The following is a 22,097-nucleotide window of genomic DNA, read 5'->3' as shown; positions in this document are numbered from 1 at the left end:
GATCATATGAATGTCAAGGAATGTATGCGCCCGTCACGTGGCGGCTCGGCCTTGCGTAGCGCTGATCAGTACTGTGGTCAAGAGGTACCGGTGAGTGCTGCTCGCCGAGGTCGTGGTGGGCGCGCGCGACCGTTGGCTCAATGCCCTAGGTGAGGACTTTTTCTTGACGAAGCCGCTGCGTATGCGGATTGCCGTAATCGGTGTATTCGCATCGTTCGGGCTCGTGGTGGCCACCTGGGCCGTGCACCTGCCGACCATGAAGCAGGCCACGGGCATGTCGTCTACGGTGCTGGGCTTCGTGGTGTTGGGGCTCGGCGTCGGCGCGCTACTGGGCATGCAGCTCAGTGGTGTGCTCGTCGACCGGTTCGGAAGTGGTCCGATCGCGGTCGCGGGTGGTGCGGCGATGGCCCTCGGCGTGAACATCCCGCTGGCAGCCCACGCCGTATGGGTCGCCGGACTCGGTGCCGTCCTGTGCGGCGTCGCCGTGGGTGTCACCGATGTCGCGATGAACGCCGCGGCGGTCGATGTCGAACGTTTCCACGGCCGCCCCATCATGGCCTCGTTCCACGGGGTGTTCTCCGTGGGCAACGTGGTGGGTGCGGGAATCGGTTCGGCCGCATTCGCACTGCACATCAAGGTCTGGGAGACGGTGCTCGGTGTCACGGTGCTGTGCCTGGCGCTGCTGACATGCTCGGCCACCGTGCTGCTGCGCGACAAGCTGCGGGCGGGCGAGGTCGAGGCGCCGGACACGGTGCCGTACACCCTGCCGCCACCCATGACGTGCCGACGGGGCCAGGTGGTGATGCTCGGCCTATTGGCGTTCCTGCTCATGCTTTCTGAGGGGTCGGCAACAGACTGGAGCAGTCTGCACGCACAGGAGCATTTGGGCGCCTCTCATTCCCAGGGTGCGTTCGCCTTCGGGGTGTTCATGCTCGCGATGACGGTGGGCCGGTTCACCGTCGACAAACTCGTGGAGCGCATCGGGCGGGTTCTGGTGCTGCGGTGGGGTTGCGCCCTGGCGGCCGTCGGGATGCTGATCGTCATCGCTTCGCCGGTGCTGCCGCTGACGTTGGCGGGGTGGGCCGCGGTGGGTCTCGGGCTCGCCGGTGGCGTCCCGCAGGTGTTCACCGTCGCCGGCAATATCGATGAACAACACGAGGGCCGGGTGCTATCGCGGGTTGTCGGCACCGGTTACGTCGCAGTGCTAGGCGGACCCGCGCTCATCGGCTGGGTGGCCGATGCCCTCTCGCTGAACACCGCATTGGTGCTGCCGATCTTCGCGGTGCTTGTCTGTGGCTGTGCTGCGGGCGTGTTGACGATGAGCCCACCTGCCGCGAAGGCGGTGCCCAAGCCCGGGCGTACTGTCAAACCATGACGGACACTCTGGCGGCTGCGTCGGCGCGGGAACTGTTGCGTGACAGCTTTACTCGGATCATCGAACATGTCGGCGAGGTGACCGACGGTCTTCCCCATTCCGCATTGGCGTATCGCCCCACCACGGATGCGAACAGCATCGCCTGGCTGATCTGGCATTCGGCCCGATGCCAGGATGTGCAGATCTGTGCCATCACGGGGGACGAGCCGCTGTGGACGGCCCGGGGCTGGGAGCCGCGATTCGGCCTCGACCTGCCCGCCGATTCCAACGGTTACGGGCACACACCGGCGGACGTGGCCAAGGTCGTCGCGACGGTCGATCTACTCAGCGGCTACTACCAGGACGTGCACGAGATGACGCTGCGCTATGTCGAGAGTCTTACCGATTCCGAACTCGCACGCGTCGTCGACAGGCATTGGGACCCGCCGGTCACCGCGAGTGCCCGGTTGGTCAGCATCGTCGACGACTGTGCCCAGCACCTGGGCCAAGCTGCCTACCTGCGCGGGATCGTCCCAACCAACTGGTAGGGGTGCGACGTGGGTCACCTCGTGCCTAGACTCCTCTAATGACAACGACGTCTGAAAATCTCGCCACTGCCGCCCACAGCGCCGCCCGCGACGTGCGCAATCCCGCGAACGGGCAGGTCGTTGGGCAGGTGAACTGGACCGATCCCTCGGATATCCCCGTAATCACCGCGCAACTGGCGAAGGCGCAGCCGTCGTGGGAACGTCTCGGCCCCGAGGGGCGTGGCAAGGTACTGGCCCGCTTCGCGCAGTGGCTGACCGACAACACGCCCCGTATCGAGGCCCAACTGATCGCCGAGACCGGCAAGTCGAAAATCGACGCGGGCATCGAAATTCCGTCGATTCTGGCGATCATCGCGTACTACGCGCCGCGTGCCGCCGAGTTCTTGGCACCTGAGTCACGTCCGGCGTCGTCGATCGCCATGAATACCAAGAAGATCACGCTGCATCAGCGGCCCCGCAAGGTCGTGGGTGTCATCTCCCCCTGGAATTACCCTGTGGCACTTGGATATTGGGATGTAGTTCCGGCACTGTTGGCGGGTTGCTCGGTGCTGCTCAAGCCCTCGGAGCGGACGCCGCTCTCCGACGAACTCATCGCACGTGGCTGGGAGGAAATCGGGGCGCCGCCGGTGTTCGAGATCGTCCATGGCGCCCGCGAAGTAGGCGAGGCGCTGATCGACAACGTGGACTTCATCCAGTTCACCGGATCGACGGCGACCGGCAAGAAGATCATGGAGCGCGCCGCGCGCCGGCTCACCCCCGTCAGCCTGGAACTCGGCGGCAAAGACCCGATGCTGGTGCTGTCGGACGCCGACGTCAAACGCGCCGCGCACGCGGCGGTGTGGGGCGCCATGTTCAACGCCGGGCAGACCTGCGTATCCGTCGAGCGGGTATATGTGCACGACTCGATCTACGAGCAGTTCGTCGATCTGGTGGTCGACGAGGTGCGGAGTTTGGAGATTGGCGCCGGGATGGATCACAGTGTCGGCGCCATGATCGATGAGAATCAGCTCGAAATCGTGGACCAGCATGTGCGCCAGGCAGTCTCGGCGGGTGCGCGGGCGCTCACCGGCGGGGCACGGGTTCCGGGTGGCGGCACCTTCTATGCTCCGACCGTGCTGGTCGACGTGGACCATTCGATGGACTGCATGCGGGAGGAGACCTTTGGCCCGACGCTGCCGATCATGCGGTTCTCCGAGGAATCCAAGGCGATCGCCCTGGCGAATGACAGCGAGTACGGGCTCTCCGCCAGCGTGTGGTCCAAAGACCGAAAGCGCGCCGAACGCATTGCCCTGCAACTTGATTGCGGCACCGTCAACATCAACGACGTGATCATGAACCTGTCCTGCCTCACCGCACCGCACGGTGGCTGGAAGGGGTCCGGGATGGGCTCCCGCTTTGGAGGCGCCAGCGGTCTGCTCAAGTACTGCCGCACCGAAGCCATTGTCGATACCCGGGTGACGCTGCCCAGTGAGCCGCTCTGGTACAGCGGACCGAGCTGGCTGGCTCCGGTCGCGCTCAAGAGCCTCACCAAGCTCTCCAACAAGGCCTTGCGCCCCTTCCGCCGCTGACACCCGTCGTTCACTCGCTGTCCATCGTGGCGACGGCTGCCGGGGATATTTTCCGCTAGTGACCGAGACCATTACCGCCGCCGTGCAGGGCTACACCGTCGACGATGATGATGACGACGATCCGATACTCATCGCGCCTGACGGCGTCGCGGTGGATACCTGGCGGGAAAACTATCCGTACGACGAGCGGATGAGCCGTCAGCAGTACGAGCTGGAGAAGCGGTTGCTGCAGATCGAGCTCCTCAAGCTCCAGAACTGGAGCAAGCGCACCGGCGCCCGGCACGTCATCCTCTTCGAGGGGCGCGACGCCGCGGGCAAGGGCGGCACCATCAAGCGGTTCATGGAGCACCTCAACCCACGTGGTGCCCGGGTTGTCGCGCTGGAGAAGCCGACCGAGCGGGAACGCACCCAGTGGTATTTCCAGCGGTATGTTCCGCATCTGCCGGCGGCCGGGGAGATGGTGTGCTTCGACAGGTCCTGGTACAACCGCGCCGGCGTCGAACGGGTCATGGGATTCTGCTCCGACGAGCAGCATTCCGAATTCATTCACCAGGCACCACTTTTCGAGCAGATGCTGGTCAATGACGGCATCAGCCTCACCAAGTTGTGGTTCTCGGTATCGTCCGCCGAGCAGCGCACGCGTTTCGCGATCCGGCAGGTTGACCCGGTGCGGCAGTGGAAGCTCTCGCCGATGGACTTGGCTTCCCTGGACAAGTGGGACGCCTACACTAAGGCCAAGGAAGAGATGTTCTCGCTGACCGATACCGATCACGCGCCGTGGATCGTGGTGAAGAGCAACGACAAGAAGCGGGCCCGTGTGAACGCGATGCGGCACGTCCTGGGCAAGTTCGACTACGACGACAAGGACACCGACGTCGTCGGTCAGGCCGATCCGCTGATCCTGGGACGCGCGCTCACGGACTAACCTCGACGGGATGCGCTTCCTGTTCGCGGTCCTGCTGTGGCTGCTCACCACCGCCGCGCTGGCCGTCACGGTGACGGCGGCCTGGACACAATCCAGGATTGTCAATGAGAACGGCTACGTGGCATTGACGGGGCCGGCGGCGGCCGATCCGAATGTTCAGCGCGCGATCGCCGCGGAACTCACTACACAGATCGTGTCGCTGGGTAAGAAGCAGGGTTCGCGCGTCAACGAGACTCAGGTCGCGGAATTGACCGCCGCGTACACCAGTGGTCCGCAGTTCGGTGCCGACTTCGCATCGGTGAATCGGATGGCACACCAGTGGTTGTTCATGAACTCGAGCTCGGCGCAGCGTGATTCGCAGGGCAGCTGGCAGATCGATGTGGCTCTCATGATCAAGAGCCTGGTGCCGCAAGGTCTTTCCATCAAGGCGCCGGAGACGCTGAAGGTCTCGGTTACCGACGACAATCTGGCCGGATTGACACCGGGACGATTAGTACCGGTGGCACGCTTCGGCCAACTTGCGGTCTGGATATCCTTTGGTCTCACCCTTATCCTCGCGGGCTTGACTCAGTTGGCGGTCCGCAGCCGCACCAAGGGCCTTGCCGGGCTGGGTATTTCGGCACTACTGGTAGGCGCGGCCGGGTGGGCTGGGCTGGAGATCGGTCGACGCTATCTGGACCGGCCATTGAACCGCGTCACCGACAATCTCCGCGATGTGGCCGACGGGCTGGTCACCCAGGCGGTGAGCAATGCCCACCACTGGCTGAGTCTGACTATGGCCGCCGGGGGCCTGGTGATCGTGATCGGAGTGGCCGCGGGGTTGGTGGGCGGCCTGCTGCGGCGCTGACGTGAACGCTAGGCCGCGTGTGCATCGCGGATGCGCTGCACGTCATGCTCGACACATCCGACGCGTTCAGCGGCGTCACTGACGGACAGCCGACGATCCAACAGGATGTCCAGCTCGGTGGGTGAAAACTCCGGTTCGGTATCCCACGGAGCACGGTCCCACCCGTTCTCGCTCAACCCGATAAACAGGTCGTTTCTCATCGTGCACCTCACGGCAATCTGGCTCCAACTACCGACTATCCGGAAGCCCATCAATGCGCTCACGTCACGGTCGGTCAATAACTGCGGCCCGCCAGGCAACTTTGCCAAGGCCAGTAATTCAGCTAACTACCAAGGTAGTCGAGCTCACCCGATGGCAACAACCCGCGACGGTTACGGATCGGTCTCGATTTCGGTAACAGAGCCCGTTGTCAGCGCGGCCACCCCGCGATATGGACGTGCCCCTGAACTGGGATATTAAGATTTGGATCAGACAGTGCTTGCAGCAGTTAGCACCTGTGAGCTGCGGTTTTGTGGTGGGTAGTTAATGGCGATTTGCGGGCCTGAAAACATGTCGAGCAAACTGCATGTGTGTGACTATGCCGTTACCGCGTGATGGGCTGACCTGGAGAAGTGATTTGCGAGACTGTTTCCATCGGGAGTGACGTACGTCATGACAGACGTACTGTCACCATGCTCTCACTGGCCGCCGCCCGGTCGATATCGGATTGGTTGAAGCTGCCGTCCGGGTTGCGGCGCACGTTGTGATACTTGGCATCTCGCGGCACCCTCTGCAGCAGCTCGGCTAACGGCTCAGCGATCTGCGGTCCCGTGGACAGCTCGGCGGTGCCATCGAGCCGCTTGCCGCGCACCAACGCGGTGACGGGCCGGCCGTCGCGCAGATTCTTGGCCCACGCTCTGTCGGTGAAGACGGTCAACACGTCGCCGTCACGAACGTAGGTGGCGGCGACGTTGTATTCCTTGCCGCTCTTGCGGCCGGTGAAGGTGAACAGCGCGATGTTGCCGCTGAGTACGGGGTGCAGCGGGCTGCGGAGCAGGCCCTTGACCATCTTGTTAATCCACGGTGGAACGGTGTTGGATTCGCTCATGCGGCCATTGTCCGTCGCGGATGGTGTCACGGCATCGGGGATTGCCCTGAGATTTCGGGTCAGGGTGCGAGCTGGCGCCAGAGAAACTCGATGGCCAGCGCCGCCTTGAATGCCGACTGTTCGTTGTTGGCCGCGCCGCCATGGCCGCCCTCGATGTTCTCGTAGTACCAGACCGGTTGCCCGGCCTCTTGCAATGCGGCGGTCATCTTGCGCGCGTGCCCCGGGTGAACGCGGTCATCGCGGGTCGAGGTGGTCACCAGAACCGGTGGATAACGCTTCTCGGGCGAAATGTTTTGGTAAGGAGAGTATTTGGAGATGAACTCCCAATCATCGGGATTGTCGGGGTCGCCATACTCCGCAACCCACGAGGCACCGGCCAGCAGCAGGTGATAGCGCCGCATATCCAGCAGTGGAACTTGGCACACCAAGGCGCCGAACAGCTCCGGGTATGCCGTGAGCATCACCCCCATCAGCAGGCCGCCGTTGCTTCCGCCCTGTGCGCCCAGCTGTGCGGCGGTGGTGATGCCCCGAGTCACCAGATCGCGCGCGACAGCAGCGAAGTCCTCGTACACCAGATGGCGGCCCTCACGCATCGCCTGGGTGTGCCACACCGGGCCGTACTCGCCACCTCCGCGGATATTGGCCAGCACGTAGGTGCCGCCGCGGGACAGCCACAGCTTGCCCAGCACACCGTCGTACCCGGGAGTCCGGGCGACCTCAAAGCCCCCATAGCCGCCGAGCAGAGTTGGTCCCGCACCATCGGATCCCTTGGGGCGAACCACGAAGTACGGAATCGATGTCCCGTCGTCGGACTGGGTGAAGTATTGGGTTACCTCAAAGTCGGCATCGTCGAAGAACGATGGCGCCGCCTTGACGGGGGATACAGAGGCCGCCGCTGCGCTCACCTCTCCGTGCAGCAGCGTCGATGGCTGGGTGAAACCTGATGTGTCGAGGAAAATCTCATCACCCAGGTCATCGACCGCGACGATCTGCGTCGTGGTGTTGACCGGCACACCTGTTAGTGGTTCTGAGTCCCAGGTGCCCGGGGTGAAGACCAGGATCTCGCTAACCACATCGCGCAGGATCGCGACGGTAAGCCGTTCCCGCGTCCACGCGTAGTGATGCAGACTCGCGTGTTCATCGGGAACGAATACCGGGGTGACGGTGCGATCGCCGGCGAGGAAGTCCGCATAGCGAGCGGCCAGCAGCGTCCCGGCCGAATATTCGGTGCCATCGACTTGCCACGGCGACTTGAGCTCGACGAGGAGCCATTCACGGTGCACCGATACCGAGGCATCGGTGGGGACGTCTATGCGCAGCAGCTCTCCGTCGACGCCCAGCTGGTGTACTTCGGAGTTGAAGAAGTCGGTGGCCCGGCTGATCAGGGTGCGTTCGAATCCCGGAGTGTCGTCAAAGCTCGCGCCCACCATCACGTCTGAGGATTCGCCGCTGAACACCAGCTCCGCTTCGTCGGGAGATTGCCCGCGTTTCCAGCGTTTCACCAGACGGGGATACCCCGAGTCCGTGAGACTGTCGGGCCCAAAATCTGTGCCCACGAAAACGGTGTCGGCGTCGATCCACCCGATCTGCGTCTTGGCCTCGGGTAGCACAAAACCGTCCGTCACGAACTGTCTTGTTTCCAGATCGAATTCGCGCACCACCACGGCATCTGACCCGCCGCGCGACAGACTGACCAGCGCCCGGCGGAACTCGGGCCGCAACGCGGTCGCGCCCGCCCAGACCCAGTTTTCTTCTTCGGTGTCCGCCAGTGCGTCGACGTCGATGATGACGTCCCATTGGGGATCTTCCCGGCGGTACTGGTCCAAAGTGGTTCGGCGCCAAAGGCCGCGGGCGTTGTTGGCATCGCGCCAGAAGTTATAGAGGTATTCGCCCCGCCGCCGCACGTAGGGGATCTGTGCGTCTGTGTTGAGAATGGCCAGCGCTTCGGCCCGCATATCCTCAAAACGCTCACCGGAAAACTCGCCGGTTGTTATCGAGTTGCGTTCCCGTACCCAGTTCAGCGGTTCGTCTCCGCCAATGTCTTCGAGCCAGAGATGTGGGTCCGGGGAGCGGCGCGCCGACGTCATTTGAGCCAGTGTGCCAGTGATCGCAGTATGGTCGAAGATGGCCCGGGGGCGGACAGAACACCGAGCAGGAGTTTTCTCGTGATACCACTGCCACGCGCGCAGGTTGTAGCTAGCGCGATGCTGCTGGGGATAGCAGTTGGACTTGTCGCTGGAATGTCTAGCGTGCTGATCGCGCACGAACCAGTGCGGCCCGACCTATTCATTGGCGTTGTTGTCGCGGTACCCAGCCTGATCGGGTTCTTTATCTTGATCGCGTCCACGCGTAAATGGATGACGGCGCTGGCGGCATTCGTGCTGGCGGTTTCTCCCGGATGGTTCGGGATTCTTGCGGCGATACAGGTGATTCACAGTGTCTGACAAAAATGCGGAAAACACAGTCGAGAAGACGAGCGCCGAGACCGAGCTCGTGGACGGCACAGAGAGGCCGAGCATCGTCGAGGGCGACCTTGCCGATCCCCTGGCCGTGCCGATCGACGACGGCAGAAGTAGAGACGGTTTGGATACCGCCACCTTCACCGCGTTCTCGGCGTTCAAGGATGACGAAGACCTGGTAACCACCGGCCGCATCGACACCGATGCGTTGCCGCTCACCGCGGCGTTTGACGTGGGCAGCGACTACACCGGCGCGATGCCGGTCACGTCGGCCGAATCGATGACGCCCGACCCCTATACCGGCGCGGTGCCGGTGGCCGCCGACGAGCCGGCGAAGCCGGTACGGGTACCCGCTGAGCGGGAACCCGCCTTCCTGAAGCGCTGGGTGCTGCTGTTGCTGCTGCTGGCGGTGTGGATTCCGGCCGGGGCGGTCGGGCTGCTGCTTTACCAGCACTGGTTCGAGACCCTCTTGCCGAACGACCGGACGCTCGCGGTCACCTACGTGCTGATCTGGGTGTTTGTCTGTGTGGTGGTCGCGCTACTGCTGGCCATGGTGGAACCGCGCCCGATAGTTGTCGCCCTCGCTTTTGCCGTGTTGACGGCGCCCGCGATCTCGGTGGCGGCCGCCGGAGTCAAATATGGCTATGTGGCGTGCACCGCACCCTCGGTGCCCGGGGTTCAGTCACTGTGCCCGGAACCGCTGCGCAGTTGGGGTATTCAGTACCGAGACCGGGCTTGACGCTCCCCGCCTGACGTCGTCCTACTAGGGTGGAGTACGTGACTGCACACTATGACGTCGTCGTTCTCGGAGCAGGTCCCGGTGGCTATGTCGCGGCCATTCGCGCAGCCCAGTTGGGTCTGACCACAGCCATCGTCGAGGAGAAGTATTGGGGCGGGGTTTGCCTCAATGTCGGGTGTATCCCGTCCAAGGCGCTGCTGCGTAACGCGGAGCTGGCCCACATCTTTACCAAGGAAGCCAAGACATTCGGCATCAGTGGTGAGGCCACCTTCGATTTCGGTGCCGCGTTCGATCGCAGTCGCAAGGTCGCCGAGGGGCGCGTGGCCGGTGTGCACTTCTTGATGAAGAAGAACAAGATCACCGAGTACGAGGGCGTGGGCACCTTTACCGATGCCAACACGCTGGCCGTGAAGAAGGCCGACGGCTCGACAGAGACCCTGACCTTCGCCAATGTGATCATCGCCACCGGTAGCAGCGTGCGGCTGGTACCCGGGACCGCACTGTCGGAGAACGTGGTCACCTACGAGAAGCAGATCATGACCCGCGAGCTGCCCGGGTCGATCATCATCGCGGGCGCCGGCGCCATCGGTATGGAGTTCGCCTACGTCCTCAAGAACTACGGCGTGGACGTCACCATCGTCGAGTTCCTGCCACGCGCGCTGCCCAATGAGGACGCCGAGGTGTCCAAGGAGATCGAGAAGCAGTACAAGAAGCTGGGCGTCAAGATTCTGACGGGCACCAAGGTCGAGTCGATCCAGGATGAAGGGGGCAGCGGTCCCGTTCGCGTCAAGGTAAGTAAGGACGGGCAGGAGAGCGAGCTCGTCGCCGACAAGGTGTTGCAGGCCATCGGTTTTGCCCCGAACGTCGAGGGCTTCGGCTTGGACAAGACGGGTGTCGCGCTCACCGATCGCGGCGCCATCGCCATTGACGAGCGGATGCGCACCAACGTGCCGCACATCTACGCCATTGGTGACGTCACCTCCAAGCTGCAGCTGGCGCACGTCGCGGAGGCGCAGGCCGTCGTTGCCGCCGAGACCATCGCCGGCGCCGAGACGCTGGAGCTCGGCGACTACCGGATGATGCCCAGGGCGACGTTCTGCCAGCCGCAGGTTGCCAGCTTCGGGCTCACCGAGGAGCAGGCTCGTGCCGAGGGATACGACGTCAAGGTGGCCAAGTTCCCGTTCACCGCGAACGGCAAGGCGCACGGGCTCGCGGATCCGACTGGTTTCGTCAAGCTGATCGCCGATGCCAAGTATGGCGAGTTGATCGGCGGACACCTCATCGGCCCCGATGTTTCCGAGCTGCTGCCCGAGCTGACGCTCGCGCAGAAGTGGGACCTCACGGTCAACGAACTGACCCGCAACGTGCACACGCACCCGACGTTGTCCGAGGCGCTGCAGGAGGCGTTCCACGGACTCGCGGGGCACATGATCAACTTCTGAGCTGTCGCGGGGCCGGGGGGCCCGCCGTAATCCGCTGGGAGGTAAAGGGGGGAAACGTGGCGGAACCAGTTGGACTTCACGCTTGGCGTCAACTACTCGACGCAATGATCGACAACAAGCGACGGCATGCCTCGCTGGATGACGGCCTGTACCCGGTGACCCACCCCAATCCTGGTGCCACCGAGGAACAACTTCTCGCTACCGAGGAACGGCTCGGCCGTCCGTTGGATCCGCAGTACCGTGAGTTCCTCGGTGTCGCTAATGGCTGGGAGAGCTATCACTTCAGCACGAACTTGTTGGGCACCAGCGATATTGGTGTCGGCGATCGTTGGGACGAGACCGTTCGCACGATCGCGCAATGGTTTGATGAGACCGATACCGCCGATGACCTGGGTGTCGCCGACGATTCGACCCAATTCGCGCCGATCGCCGATACCGGCAACGGCTATGCCGGCTGCCTCTATCTGTACACCGGGCAGTCCGATGAAGCGCGAGCCGGAAGCGTGTTTCCGCTCGACATCGATTCGCGCACGATGTGGCCGGACCTGTACTCCTATCTGCATCACGAGAATCTTGAGCAGGGCATGTACCTGGCCGAACAGGAGATGGGCCCTCACGCGCGAACCTGGGGACGCGATATCCGTCCGTCACCACCGACGATGGTCGAGATCGTCGCTAAGCTCGCTGAGCTGACGTCGCTTGTCAAGTCCGTGGCTCCTGCGCAGCGTCGTCCCGGTGCCAGTCAGTCCGAATTGAACTTGCTGACAGCGCATCTCGGTGCGGCATTACATCCCGAACATCGGGAACTCCTGGCAGCCACCAACGGGTTGACCAGTAGCTACATCGGTGAGGTGTTGTCCATAGAACAGATCCTTGACGGGACTCGTTGGCGGGAAGGAATTCTCAGTGCGCAAGAGTTCCATGACGAACTCGAACGTAAGAGTGTGGCCATGTTCGGACCTCGAACGCGTGAGCCGCTATCGGTGATCCAGGTAGTGGGTTCGAGCTCTGCCGTGCCCTTCGCCGTGGCGCCCGGCGAGCTCCTTGCCGTTGACTCGGAGGGCGAGGTCCGTGGGCTGGTTCGGGATGCACAGTCCGAGTCGAGCGGTGGCTGGTATCCGCCGCACGGCTGCGTCCGCGAATATTTGTTGAAGGTGTGCGATCACATCTGGGATCAGCGGGCTCGTAACCGTTGACCTGGCATGTGCTCACGCGTACCTTCGCGCCATGTCGACCACTGACGAACTGCTGAACAACGCACAGGCTTATGCGGCCAGCTTCGACAAGGGCGATCTGCCGTTGCCCCCGGGGCGCAAGGTCGCGATTGTCGCGTGCATGGATGCACGCCTGAATCCGTATGGTCTGCTTGGCCTTCACGAAGGTGACGCGCACGTCATTCGCAATGCGGGCGGAGTGATCACCGAGGATGAGATCCGGTCGTTGGCCATCTCGCAGCGGCTGCTGGGCACCGAGGAGATCATTCTCATCCATCACACCGACTGCGGCATGCTGACATTCACCGACGATGCCTTCAAGCGTTCGATTCAGGACGAGACGGGGATCAAACCGCCGTGGTCGGCCGAGGCGTTCACCGATTTGGACGAGGACGTCCGCCAGTCGGTGGCGAGGATCAAGGCCAACCCATTTGTTCCGCGGAAGGGCAGCGTGCGCGGATTCGTCTACGACGTCAAGGACGGCACGTTGCGTGAGGTCGCCGCCGAGGCCTAGTGGGCAAGGAGGGCCGGCGCGCGTTGCGGAGCCGGCCAGGGCAAGGCCAGGTGGTCGCGCAGTGTGGACCCGGTGTATTCGGCGCGGAAGATACCGCGACGCACCAGGATTGGCACCACGTGTTCGGTGAAGAGTTCGAATTGGCCCGGTAGCCCCGATGTGCTCAGAATGAATCCATCGGCGGCGCCCTCGGTGAACCACAGCTCGATCTGATCGGCCACCTGCTCGGCGGAACCGACAAACCTCGTACCGAACGCGTTCAACGTACGGTAGAGGAACTCCCGAACGGTTGGATTCCCCACGGTGGCAAGGTGCTTGTATCCGGCGAGCGCGGTTTGATGGGTTTCGGTGCTCTCCGGGAATGCGGACGCCGGCACCGGGCCGTCCAGGTCGGCGCCGATGACGTTGACATCCACCTCGAGGAGCCACCCCGCCTGGTATTCCGGGATGAAGTGCTCATAGACGGTGCTTTCCACGGCACGCGCCTCGGCCTCGGTGGAGCCGACAACGACACCGAGGGAGGGGGTGACCAAGGGCAGAGAGGACCGTCCGGACGCGCGGGCTTCGTCGTGGAGCTGTCGGTAGAAGCTCTTGGCGCGGTCGATGTCGGTTTGCCCGGTAAAGACCACCTCGGCATGTTTGGCGGCGAAGGCCCTTCCGGTGGTGGAAGATCCGGCCTGAAAGATCACCGGTCGTCCCTGGCGGGAGGGCGTGACGCCGAGTGGCCCCTTGACCTTGTGAAACTCGCCATCGTGGTTGGCGACGTGAATCTTGTTGACATCGTTGTAGATTCCCGTCGCCCGGTTCTCGATGACGGTATCCGATTCGAGGGAATGCCATAGGGCCTTCACCACGTGAAGCGTCTCTTCTGCCAGCCGGTAGCGCTCGTCGTGCGGGAGGAAGCCCCGCTCGCCGAAGTTGGCGGCGGCCGCCTGCGCGAAGCTGGTCACGAGGTTCCATCCGGCACGTCCCGCACTCAGATGATCGAGCGACAACAGTTGGCGTGCCAGGTGATACGGCGGCTGAAAGGTGGAGGATCCGGTGACTACCAGGCCCAGGCGATCGGTGACCGCGGCGAGGTATGAGGTGGCCGTGAGTGGTTCGAAGTCTTCGGTGGACTTGTGGGCCCAGGTGGCCTCCGGGCCGAAGTTGAGGCCATCGGCGAAGAAGATGGCATCGAACTTGGCCGCTTCCGCTGCTTTCGCGGTGGCGACCAACGTATCGAGCTGATTGGCCGGGCCGTTTCGTACGCCGGGAAGCCGCCACGCGCCACCGGAGCGCACGTTGCCGAAGGCAAGGAGGTGTAGCTGGCGGTCAGAGACGGATGAGCCGCTTGCGTGAAGATCATCGGGCACAGGGTTCTCCTAAAAGTTGATACCGGCGAAAGGCTGTGCGCCGGTCGAGAACAGGGCATCCGCGGACGTGATCGCCTGCGTCGACTGTGCCGATACCAGTCCAGCGCGTGCCAGCTGTGTCCACGAGGTGCCGCCGAGATAGACCGACCCCAGGGCGGCGACATCGAGTGACACATCAGGAGTGTGCTGGGTGCGCCGGACCTTGTCGGCGCCCACGGCGAACCGTGCCGAGTTATGGGTAAGCAGGTCATCGTGCACCTCGATCACTATCGGTGCCGTATCCACGTACGTGCGTGCCGCTAGTGCCGCCTCGACATCGACGAGCCGTAGCCAGGTCTCGTCACGGATACCGGTGACCGTCACCGCGCGCGGATCGGTAACGAGGTGGGGGAGGGGGTCGTCGACCGGGCGTTGGCCGAGTTCGATGACATCGACAAGATCCAGCTCCAACAGGTGGCCGACTAGCGCACGGTAGGCGTTATCGCTATGGGCGACAAGATCATCAACAGATATAGTCCGGGTGTCGCTGGCGAACCATTCGGAGGTGTTCCGTGGGCGATATCTGACGTACCCATCGGCGTGGGTGACCACATAGGGTTTCACCGGATCGGCGGCGTCAAACAGTTCGTGCAGCCGCCACCAGTGCGGCGGACATGCCACTGCTCCGGTCCACGCCGCGCGTTCATAGATCGCGGCGAGTCGCTGCGGTGTGGATGATGCGTCGAGCAGAGTGACGGGTCCGGCGTCAACGAGACTGTGCGCCAGTGCCCGTCGCCGCTGGATGCGGTAGTTCGCGCTGCTGGTCGCGACCCCATAGCCGAAACGGCGGTAGATCACCGCTTCGGAGGCGCGCAGGCTGGCGACGAGCTCTCCACGCCCCGCGATATCGGTGAGCTGCCGGGTGACTAAAGAAGTGAGTATCCCGCGCCGGGTGTGGGTGGGCAGCACACCGATATGTGTGACAGCCGCGTGCGGAACCCGTGTCCCGCCCGGGACGGTGAGCCAGCTGGTGTATGAATCGGCTCCGCCGACAAGCTCCGCATCGTCGAAAGCGCCAAGATATCTTCCCGTTTCGAGCAATTGGTCCACCGCGATATCGCCCAGGGGCGGCAAACCCACCATGGCCCTCCAGAACACCGTGAAGGCGCGCTCCCGCTCCGCGGAGGTCTGCAGGAAGCGAATATCCGTCACGATCCCTTGCCCTGTGTTGTGGCGGAGAGCCGCCCGAGGCCAGTGAGGCTGCGTGGCGACGGCCACTCATCGGTCAGCAGGTACCGCCCGATCTCACGCTGGCGGTACGGCAGTGGATCGTGGGTGGTGTGTGTGCGTGCGTTGCGCCAATAGATATCCAGTCCCACCGAATTAGCCGTCGACCGAGCGCCGGTGGCTTGGAAGATGTTGTGTGTGACATCCAGGGACACCTCGGTCGCGATGGACTTGGCCTGATCCACCCGAATAGCCAGTGCGCCCCACTGGGCCGCGGTGAGTGCTCGATCCGCGGCCAGGGTCTGTTCGAATTCCTTGGTCACCGCGTCGGCGAGGGCGATGCCCGCGGCGATCCCGGCCGACAGCCGCCCGAGCAGCTGCTGGTGGTAGGGATCCTCGGTCACCTCTGTGGAATGCGCCTCGGGCCACGGGCGGCCCTTGTCTCTGACGTAGGTGACGCCGGCGGCGAGTGCGCCTTCGGCGATCCCGAGATACAGATGTACGAAGATCAGCTGGCTGAACAACGCCCGCAGTCCGTCGCGGTGCTCGCGGGCGTCACCGTATTCGCCAAGGCCAGTGAGTACCTCGTCGTGGCGGAGCAGCACATTATCGAATTCGACACTGCCGCTTGCGGTAAGCCGTTGTCCGAGGTTGTCCCAATCGTCGTTGAACCGCAGACCTTCCCTGTCACGGGGGATGATCGCGTTGATCGGCTCCTCGTCGTAGAGCAGCACGGTGATCAGGTCGGCGAGCGCGACCCCGGTGGCGAATGTCCGCGTGCCGTTGACCCGATAGCCTTCGTCTGTCCGGGTAACCGTGATGCCCGGGTCACGCGGATTGCTGACACTGCCCTGGAACCAGCCCTGTTCGCCGACGCCGCGCGCGATGTGTTCACGCTGAGTCGGCGACCCGAGTATGTAGGTCCATACGCCGTTGGAGAAGTGATAGACGAGCAGCTGGCCGATGGAGCCGTCGGCTGCCGCGATGATCCGGCTGAGCTGTAGTGCCTGGGCCAGACTGCCTCCGGCGCCGCCGAATTCGCGAGCGGTGGCGAAAGACAGCAGTCCGTGCTCGCGGAGCAGTCCGATCTCGGCGACGGGGTTTTGGTTGGCGCGGTCTCGTTCCAGCGTGGTGGTCGCCAGCTCGTCGGCAACGCGTGCGGCAATCCGTGTCCACTCGGTGAAGTCGGTATCGCTGACCCCTTGGTAGACAAGGGCTGGTGACGTGGTGGCGGCGGTCATTTGACGAGAACTCCTGAATCGTTGGCGGGTTCGGGTTCGGTGGCCGGTTCGTCGTAGAGAACCTCAAGGATGCCGAGCTCGGCCAAACGTTCTTTCTCAGATTCGGAAAGCGTTTGGATGGAGCCGATCCGCGCGGCGACCTCTGGCCGTCGTGCCCGTAGATACCAATAGCGCAGCAGGCCGGCGAGCAGGATCGCACCGAAGATGAGCGGCAGGATGTTGAATGGGAATGTGGGCACCGGATAGAAGTTGCTGACGATCACGTACCCGATGGCCAGGGTGGCTGCGACCGATACCGCCAGCCGGGCCGGGGTAAGTGCCTTGATGCGGTACAGCCAAATGGGGGTGGCCACCACCACGAGCAGGTAACTGGTGAGGAAGCCCCAGTTGGCCACGTAATTTCCGTACACATCGAATACCAGGCGGCCCACCGAGCTGAGCGTGGCGGTCACGGAAAATGCCACCGCGATGACCCCGATGAGGAAGATGCCGGCGACGGGGGTCTTGTAGACCGGGTGCACTCGCGCGAGGGCGGCCGGGAGCGCTCCCTCGTGGGCCAGGGTGAACAGCCCTCGTGCTGCCGAGTTGATGACCGCGGTGACGAAGACGATGAACGCGATGGCCACCGCCAGACTTATCGGGTAGATCGCCCATGCCACACCGGAATTCGTGGCGACCTGAGGCAGTATCGCGCTGTCGCCGTCGATGTTCCGGAACTGCAGGATCTGCGGGTAGGTGGCCAGGATGTACAGCACTCCGATGATCAGTACGACGCGTAGCAGTGAGCGGGCGATGGTGCGGTGTGCGTCCCGCGATTCAGCGCCCAGGGACGCGACGCTCTCGAACCCCGCGTACGCACCGACCGCCGTGACCGCCGCGATGAAGGTGGTGCTGTTCCCGAGGTTGGACGGTGACCACTGCTCGGTGTCGATGCGCCAGCCGTAACTGACATACGAGGCCACAATGATGATGAGAATAAGTGCGGTGGCAATGATTTCGAAGACGAGCTCATACTTGGCCGAGATCGAGACACCGCGATAGGGCAGATAGACGGCGACTGCGACGACCACTGCCACCAGCGCGAGTTTGAAGGCGGTTGCCTCCGAGTGGATTCCGATCGCCTCCAGGAAGGATTCGAAGTACAGCACACCGCCGAGAGTGCCTGTGGTGGCGAAAGTGATGTAGCCGATGAGCAGGCTGAAACCGGCGGCATACGCAGCACCGGGGCCCAGCCCGTTGCCGGCATATGTCCCGAGTGAGCCCGACGACACCGTCCTCTTGGCCTGGAAGCTGATGGTCGTGGCGATCAGAATCACCGCCACCAGGCCGATCACCGCTGCCCAGGCGGCGCCTTTACCGGCGGCCACGAACAGGGAAAACGGCACCGTCGCGACCGCGACACTGGGTGCCGCCGCTGCCAATCCCTGAGCGAAGACGCCCCAGGAGCCGATGGCGTCGCGCTCGAGTCCGTGGGACCCATTGTTCTGAAGGGATCTGCCGTTGACGGTGAGCTGGTGGGCGGGAGTGGACATGCGGAAATACCTTCGCTTGGCGGAAGAGGGACTGAAACAGGCAGTGCGCAAACGAAATTGCACGCCTACCTACAGTCGGGGGCCAAGCGCATGTTCCGATGGTGCGGTGGCATCAAGAACGTGTCAACGGCACCCGCGACGCCGTGTCCAGTACCTGCGATGACTTAGGGCTCGCCCTGCGCGTATGTCCCACTTGACCTGGAGTCGACTCCAGGTTCTACCGTGGCTGTGTGAGCACAAGTGAGCCGCAACATGAAGGGTTTCCCATCTCGCACGTTGCCCAACGGACCGGGTTGTCGATCGACGCGCTGCGCTGGTTCGAGCGCGAGGGTCTGTTCCCCCGGGTACCGCGAGATGGCGGTGGCCGCCGCCGATTCAGTGACGACGACATCGAGCGTGTCCAGCTGATGCTGCGGTTGCGTCGCACTGGCATGCCGGTGCGCGACATGCGCCGGTTCATCCAGCTGTTGGAGGGTGGCGAGGAGACCCACGCCGAGCGCCTGGAGCTGCTGTTCGCGCAGCGTGTGCGGATTATGGCCGCCATGGAGCGGCTCACCGAGGACCTCAAGGTCGTCGATTTCAAGGTCGCGTACTACACCGAGTCGGTCAACGGCGCCCCGACTGCCGCAGTGGGACAGAAGAAGGGTTGACATGAAATACACACAGATCGGCGGCCTGCCGGTATCGCGAATCGGCTTGGGTGCCATGTCGATGTCCTCCGGTTACCAGCCACTTGGTTCGGATGCGGGCCCCGACGAGCAGGCTTCGATAGCGGCGCTGCGACGGGCGTTGGACCTCGGGGTCAACCTCATCGACACCGCCGAGATATACGGCCCCTATGCCAACGAGGAGCTCGTGGGCAAGGCCATCGCGGGCCGCAGGGATGAGGTGGTGCTGGCCACCAAATTCGGGCTGGTCTCGCACAGCACTGGCGCGCTCTTCAACCCCGACAGCTCACCGGCGAATATCGTTGTCGCGGTGGAGGGTTCGTTGCGACGGCTTGATACCGATTACATCGACCTGTACTACCAGCATCGCGTCGACCCGAGTGTGCCCATTGAAGAGGTGATCGGGGTGTTGGCAGATTTGGTGGGCCAGGGCAAGGTCCGCCGGATCGGACTGTCGGAGGCCTCTGCGGCCACGGTGCGCCGGGCACATGCGGTACATCCGGTCACCGCGGTGCAGTCGGAGTACTCGCTGTGGACCCGCGACGTCGAGTCGGAGCTGCTGCCGACACTGAGGGAGTTGGGTATCGGGCTGGTGCCCTATTCGCCGCTGGGCCGAGGCTTCCTGACGGGTGCTATCCGGTCGGCGAATCAGCTCTCGGACGATGACTTTCGCAAGAACCTGCCGCGGTTCAACGCCGACAACCTCGACGCCAACTTGGCCCTGGTCGAGCAGGTGCGGACGGTCGCCGTGGAGGCAGGCCTGACTTCGGCGCAGGTGGCACTGGCCTGGCTGCTGGCGCGTGGTGAGGACATTGTGCCGATCCCCGGGACCACCAAGGCCGCGCGTGTTGAAGAGAACGCGGGCGCGGTGGACGCGGTGCTGTCGGCGGAACAGCTTGCCCGGCTGGATGGTTTGGCACCTGCGTCCGGGGAGCGCTACTCCGCGCAGCACTCTGCGCTGCTGGACCGGTAGCCCACGCCTCTGGGTACGTCAGTGATCAAGCGGAATGCGCAATGAGGACATGGTCGCGGCCAGGCCGTCGTATTGCGTGACGAGCAGGCAAAAGCCGATGAGCTGGCGGCGATCCAGGAACTTGGCAAGTCCCTCCCACGCGTCATCGGAAAGTGTTCTGGTGGTGAGGATCTCGTCAACACCGGTGATGAGTGCGCGTTCCTTGTCGGAGAGTCCCTCGGCGCTGGTCCCGGTGAAGATCCGCTCTTGATACGCGGGATCGATACCGGCGCCCTTGGCGATGCGGGTGTGGTGCTGCAGTTCGTACTCGCACTCACGTACGTGGGCCACGCGCAGGATGACTACTTCGGTATCGCGGGCAGAGAGTTTGGTGCCGCGCAGAATCGCACCGGAGTACGCCAGCCACGGCCAGAACCGGACGCCCGTCTGTCCGAGCGTGGTCGCCAGGTGCATCTCCGGCACGCTGATGGCGCGTGCCATGCCCTTGGCAATCACCCAGTTGACCGGTCCGAGCTCACGCAGACCACCTGATGGGATGCGGCCATCGGCACGGTCTGCTCTTCGCGCAAGCGGCTCATCACTCACTGTCGGGCTCCTTCTTGCTGGACAAGGTATGGCGACACCGTACTGCGATGCTCGTCAAGGTCGAGTGCCCGCCCGAGTGCTGGAAAGGCACGCTGGGGGCAGTTGTCGCGCTCGCACACGCGACAGCCCACACCAATCGGCGTCGTCGCACCTTCGGAGGACAGATCCAGCCCCTCCGAATAGACCAGCCGGTGTGCGTGCCGTAGCTCGCAACCCAACCCGATCGCGAACGTCTTACCTGGTTGGCCGTATCGCGACGCACGCCGTTCGACGGTGCGCGCCACCCACAGGTAGTTGCGCCCGTCGGGCATCTGCGCCACCTGGACCAAGATCTTGCCCGGATTGCCGAAGGTCTCGTAGACGTTCCACAGCGGACAGGTGCCACCGCTGGAGGAGAAATGAAAGCCGGTCGCTGACTGCCGTTTGGACATGTTTCCGGCACGATCGACCCGGACGAACGAGAACGGCACCCCACGCATCGAGGGGCGCTGCAGAGTGGACAGCCGGTGACAGATGGTCTCGTAGCTCACCGAGTAGAACGCGGAAAGCCGTTCGATGTCGTACTGGAAATCTTCGGCCACCCCATGGAACTGGCGGTAGGGAAGGACTGTGGCGGCGGCGAAGTAGTTGGCCAGGCCCAGGCGCGCCAGCTTCCGTGATTCCTCCGAGGTGAACTTGCCGTCGTCGACCATGGTGTCGATGAGATCGCCGTACTCCAGGTAGGCCAGCTCCGTGGCCAGCTTGAAGACCTGTTGCCCACCGGAGAGGTGATTGCTGATCTCCAGCGTCTTGGATCCCGGGTCGTACTTGTGCAGCACGCTGTCGCCGAGATCGATGCGCCGGGCGATCTGGACGCCGTGCACCTCGTTGAGACGGTCGGCGATCTCTCTGGCCAGGTCCGCCCGGTGCATGCGCATCCGAACCGTCAGGTCTTCGGCCGCGGTGTCGAGCTCATGGAGATAGTTGTGCCGCTGATAGAAGTAGTCGCGTACTTCTTCGTGCGGCATGGTGATCGAACCGCTGCCGCTGCCGTCGGTGTAGCGGTCCTCGGTGGCGGCCGCCAACTGCGTGGTGGTGATCCGGTAGCGCCGATGCAGGTTGACCATGGCGCGGGCCAGCGCGGGATGCCCGGCGACCACATCGGCGATCTCCGCGGGATCGACGTCGATGTCAAGATCCTTGTCCTGCACCACTTCGCGCAGCTCAGCGATGAGGCGGCTGTCGTCCTGGGAGGAGAAGAACGTCGCGTCGACACCGAACACCTCGGTGATACGCAGCAGCACCGCCACGGTGAGCGGGCGGACGTCGTGCTCGATCTGATTGAGATAGCTCGGGGAGATCTCCAGCATCTGGGCCAGCGCGGCTTGGCTGAACCCGCGTTCGCTCCGGAGTTGACGAAGGCGCCCTCCAACATACGTTTTGGACACGTTGACCAGCCTACGCGCCTTGCCAACTCCAACTTGGCAGTCTTGGCAAGGTTCGGATCCGTTCAGGATCTGGTCCGCCGCGAGGGAAGTGGGGGCCTGAGGTCACCGAGCAATCAAGCTGGTTTGCTTTCTGGACATACCGGGGTGAAGGTCACCGGCGAACATGGTTGGCTGAGCTGCTTCTCGCTATGACCGGCGCCACTGTGCCTGGCGGTTGGATGCCGAGGTCACAAACAGGGGCTCCAGCTGGTGATTAGCTATCTGTTCACTCATTCGTGCGGAATGGTAAATACGTCACTAGAGTTGCCCAAGATGCCGTGCAGTAAATCTGTACACGCATGTATCCCACATAGCGTGCTACTCATTCCATATCGGGTGTGCAACGGGCACATACGCGACTCTCATGCATGGTC

At 63.5% G+C, this 22,097-nt stretch carries 21 protein-coding genes; 12 read left to right on the top strand and 9 right to left on the bottom strand.

Annotated elements, in window-relative coordinates; all coding sequences use genetic code 11:
* Positions 1-94: 94 nt before the first annotated feature.
* From B4400_RS04590 to B4400_RS04570, 5 genes are read left to right on the top strand one after another with little or no spacing between them, the layout of a single operon-like run.
* A complete protein-coding gene (locus B4400_RS04590) occupies positions 95-1,375 on the top strand; it encodes an MFS transporter (RefSeq protein ID WP_078307940.1) in 1,281 nt (426 codons plus the stop codon).
* On the top strand, positions 1,372-1,902 hold the full coding sequence (locus tag B4400_RS04585) for a mycothiol transferase (protein WP_078307942.1): 531 nt from the start codon (positions 1,372-1,374) through the stop codon (positions 1,900-1,902). The genes B4400_RS04590 and B4400_RS04585 overlap by 4 nt, the downstream gene beginning before the upstream one ends.
* Before the next feature lie 38 nt (positions 1,903-1,940).
* Complete coding sequence (locus B4400_RS04580) at positions 1,941-3,470, top strand: aldehyde dehydrogenase family protein (RefSeq protein WP_078307944.1); 1,530 nt, start codon at positions 1,941-1,943, stop codon at positions 3,468-3,470.
* A gap of 58 nt (positions 3,471-3,528) precedes the next feature.
* A complete protein-coding gene (gene ppk2, locus B4400_RS04575; protein ID WP_078307946.1) occupies positions 3,529-4,395 on the top strand; it encodes a polyphosphate kinase 2 in 867 nt (288 codons plus the stop codon).
* A gap of 10 nt (positions 4,396-4,405) precedes the next feature.
* On the top strand, positions 4,406-5,242 hold the full coding sequence (locus B4400_RS04570; protein ID WP_078307948.1) for a hypothetical protein: 837 nt from the start codon (positions 4,406-4,408) through the stop codon (positions 5,240-5,242).
* An 8-nt stretch (positions 5,243-5,250) separates the two neighbouring features.
* Here the strand turns inward: B4400_RS04570 and B4400_RS04565 are convergent, their stop codons facing one another.
* The 3 genes from B4400_RS04565 to B4400_RS04555 form a co-directional block, all read right to left on the bottom strand.
* The gene (locus tag B4400_RS04565; RefSeq protein WP_046256038.1) at positions 5,251-5,442 is read right to left on the bottom strand and encodes a hypothetical protein; all 192 of its coding nucleotides are present in this window, start codon (positions 5,440-5,442) and stop codon (positions 5,251-5,253) included.
* Between the two features lie 449 nt (positions 5,443-5,891).
* Positions 5,892-6,329 (bottom strand): nitroreductase/quinone reductase family protein, encoded by a 438-nt coding sequence (locus B4400_RS04560; protein ID WP_078308515.1) that lies wholly within the window; start codon positions 6,327-6,329, stop codon positions 5,892-5,894.
* 59 nt (positions 6,330-6,388) lie between these two features.
* Positions 6,389-8,416 (bottom strand): prolyl oligopeptidase family serine peptidase, encoded by a 2,028-nt coding sequence (locus B4400_RS04555; protein ID WP_078307950.1) that lies wholly within the window; start codon positions 8,414-8,416, stop codon positions 6,389-6,391.
* A 78-nt stretch (positions 8,417-8,494) separates the two neighbouring features.
* Here B4400_RS04555 and B4400_RS04550 point away from each other — a divergent pair, with 78 nt between their 5' ends.
* Genes B4400_RS04550 through B4400_RS04530 form a run of 5 tightly spaced genes read left to right on the top strand, consistent with a single transcriptional unit; the run spans position 8,495 to position 12,697 of the window.
* Positions 8,495-8,773 carry a putative holin gene (locus tag B4400_RS04550; protein WP_139359984.1) on the top strand — a complete coding sequence of 93 codons (279 nt, stop codon included), beginning with the start codon at positions 8,495-8,497 and terminating at the stop codon, positions 8,771-8,773.
* Positions 8,766-9,527 carry a hypothetical protein gene (locus B4400_RS04545; protein WP_078307954.1) on the top strand — a complete coding sequence of 254 codons (762 nt, stop codon included), beginning with the start codon at positions 8,766-8,768 and terminating at the stop codon, positions 9,525-9,527. The genes B4400_RS04550 and B4400_RS04545 overlap by 8 nt, the downstream gene beginning before the upstream one ends.
* Before the next feature lie 38 nt (positions 9,528-9,565).
* Positions 9,566-10,969, top strand: a complete 1,404-nt coding sequence (gene lpdA / locus B4400_RS04540; protein ID WP_078308516.1) for a dihydrolipoyl dehydrogenase — start codon at positions 9,566-9,568, stop codon at positions 10,967-10,969.
* A 56-nt stretch (positions 10,970-11,025) separates the two neighbouring features.
* Entirely contained in the window at positions 11,026-12,165 is a 1,140-nt protein-coding gene (locus B4400_RS04535; RefSeq protein ID WP_139359983.1) for an SMI1/KNR4 family protein, read from the top strand.
* Positions 12,166-12,196: 31 nt separating this feature from the next.
* Entirely contained in the window at positions 12,197-12,697 is a 501-nt protein-coding gene (locus B4400_RS04530; RefSeq protein ID WP_078307962.1) for a beta-class carbonic anhydrase, read from the top strand.
* Here B4400_RS04530 and B4400_RS04525 read toward each other — a convergent pair.
* Genes B4400_RS04525 through B4400_RS04510 form a run of 4 tightly spaced genes read right to left on the bottom strand, consistent with a single transcriptional unit; the run spans position 12,694 to position 18,031 of the window.
* The gene (locus tag B4400_RS04525) at positions 12,694-14,052 is read right to left on the bottom strand and encodes an NtaA/DmoA family FMN-dependent monooxygenase (protein WP_078307965.1); all 1,359 of its coding nucleotides are present in this window, start codon (positions 14,050-14,052) and stop codon (positions 12,694-12,696) included. The two genes, B4400_RS04530 and B4400_RS04525, sit on opposite strands and share 4 nt — an antisense overlap.
* Positions 14,053-14,061: 9 nt before the next feature.
* A complete protein-coding gene (locus B4400_RS04520) occupies positions 14,062-15,243 on the bottom strand; it encodes a GNAT family N-acetyltransferase (RefSeq protein WP_078307967.1) in 1,182 nt (393 codons plus the stop codon).
* Positions 15,240-16,499 (bottom strand): acyl-CoA dehydrogenase family protein, encoded by a 1,260-nt coding sequence (locus tag B4400_RS04515; RefSeq protein WP_078307969.1) that lies wholly within the window; start codon positions 16,497-16,499, stop codon positions 15,240-15,242. The genes B4400_RS04520 and B4400_RS04515 overlap by 4 nt, the downstream gene beginning before the upstream one ends.
* Positions 16,496-18,031 carry an APC family permease gene (locus B4400_RS04510; RefSeq protein WP_078307971.1) on the bottom strand — a complete coding sequence of 512 codons (1,536 nt, stop codon included), beginning with the start codon at positions 18,029-18,031 and terminating at the stop codon, positions 16,496-16,498. Before B4400_RS04510 ends, B4400_RS04515 begins: the two co-directional genes overlap by 4 nt.
* 230 nt (positions 18,032-18,261) lie before the next feature.
* Between B4400_RS04510 and B4400_RS04505 the strand changes: the two genes are divergently transcribed.
* A complete protein-coding gene (locus B4400_RS04505) occupies positions 18,262-18,681 on the top strand; it encodes a MerR family transcriptional regulator (RefSeq protein ID WP_078307976.1) in 420 nt (139 codons plus the stop codon).
* Between the two features lies 1 nt (position 18,682).
* The gene (locus tag B4400_RS04500) at positions 18,683-19,672 is read left to right on the top strand and encodes an aldo/keto reductase (protein WP_078307978.1); all 990 of its coding nucleotides are present in this window, start codon (positions 18,683-18,685) and stop codon (positions 19,670-19,672) included.
* 18 nt (positions 19,673-19,690) lie between these two features.
* On the opposite strand, the gene B4400_RS04495 is transcribed toward B4400_RS04500, so the two are convergent.
* Positions 19,691-20,257 (bottom strand): carboxymuconolactone decarboxylase family protein, encoded by a 567-nt coding sequence (locus tag B4400_RS04495; RefSeq protein ID WP_078307980.1) that lies wholly within the window; start codon positions 20,255-20,257, stop codon positions 19,691-19,693.
* Complete coding sequence (ramB, locus tag B4400_RS04490; protein WP_078307982.1) at positions 20,254-21,684, bottom strand: acetate metabolism transcriptional regulator RamB; 1,431 nt, start codon at positions 21,682-21,684, stop codon at positions 20,254-20,256. Before ramB ends, B4400_RS04495 begins: the two co-directional genes overlap by 4 nt.
* Positions 21,685-22,097 lie beyond the last annotated feature (413 nt).

This window comes from Mycobacterium sp. D16Q13 (genome assembly GCF_002013375.1).
Taxonomy (GTDB): domain Bacteria; phylum Actinomycetota; class Actinomycetes; order Mycobacteriales; family Mycobacteriaceae; genus Mycobacterium.
The sequence above is the reverse complement of the archived record's forward strand: the minus strand, read 5'-3'. Positions and strand labels throughout refer to the sequence as shown.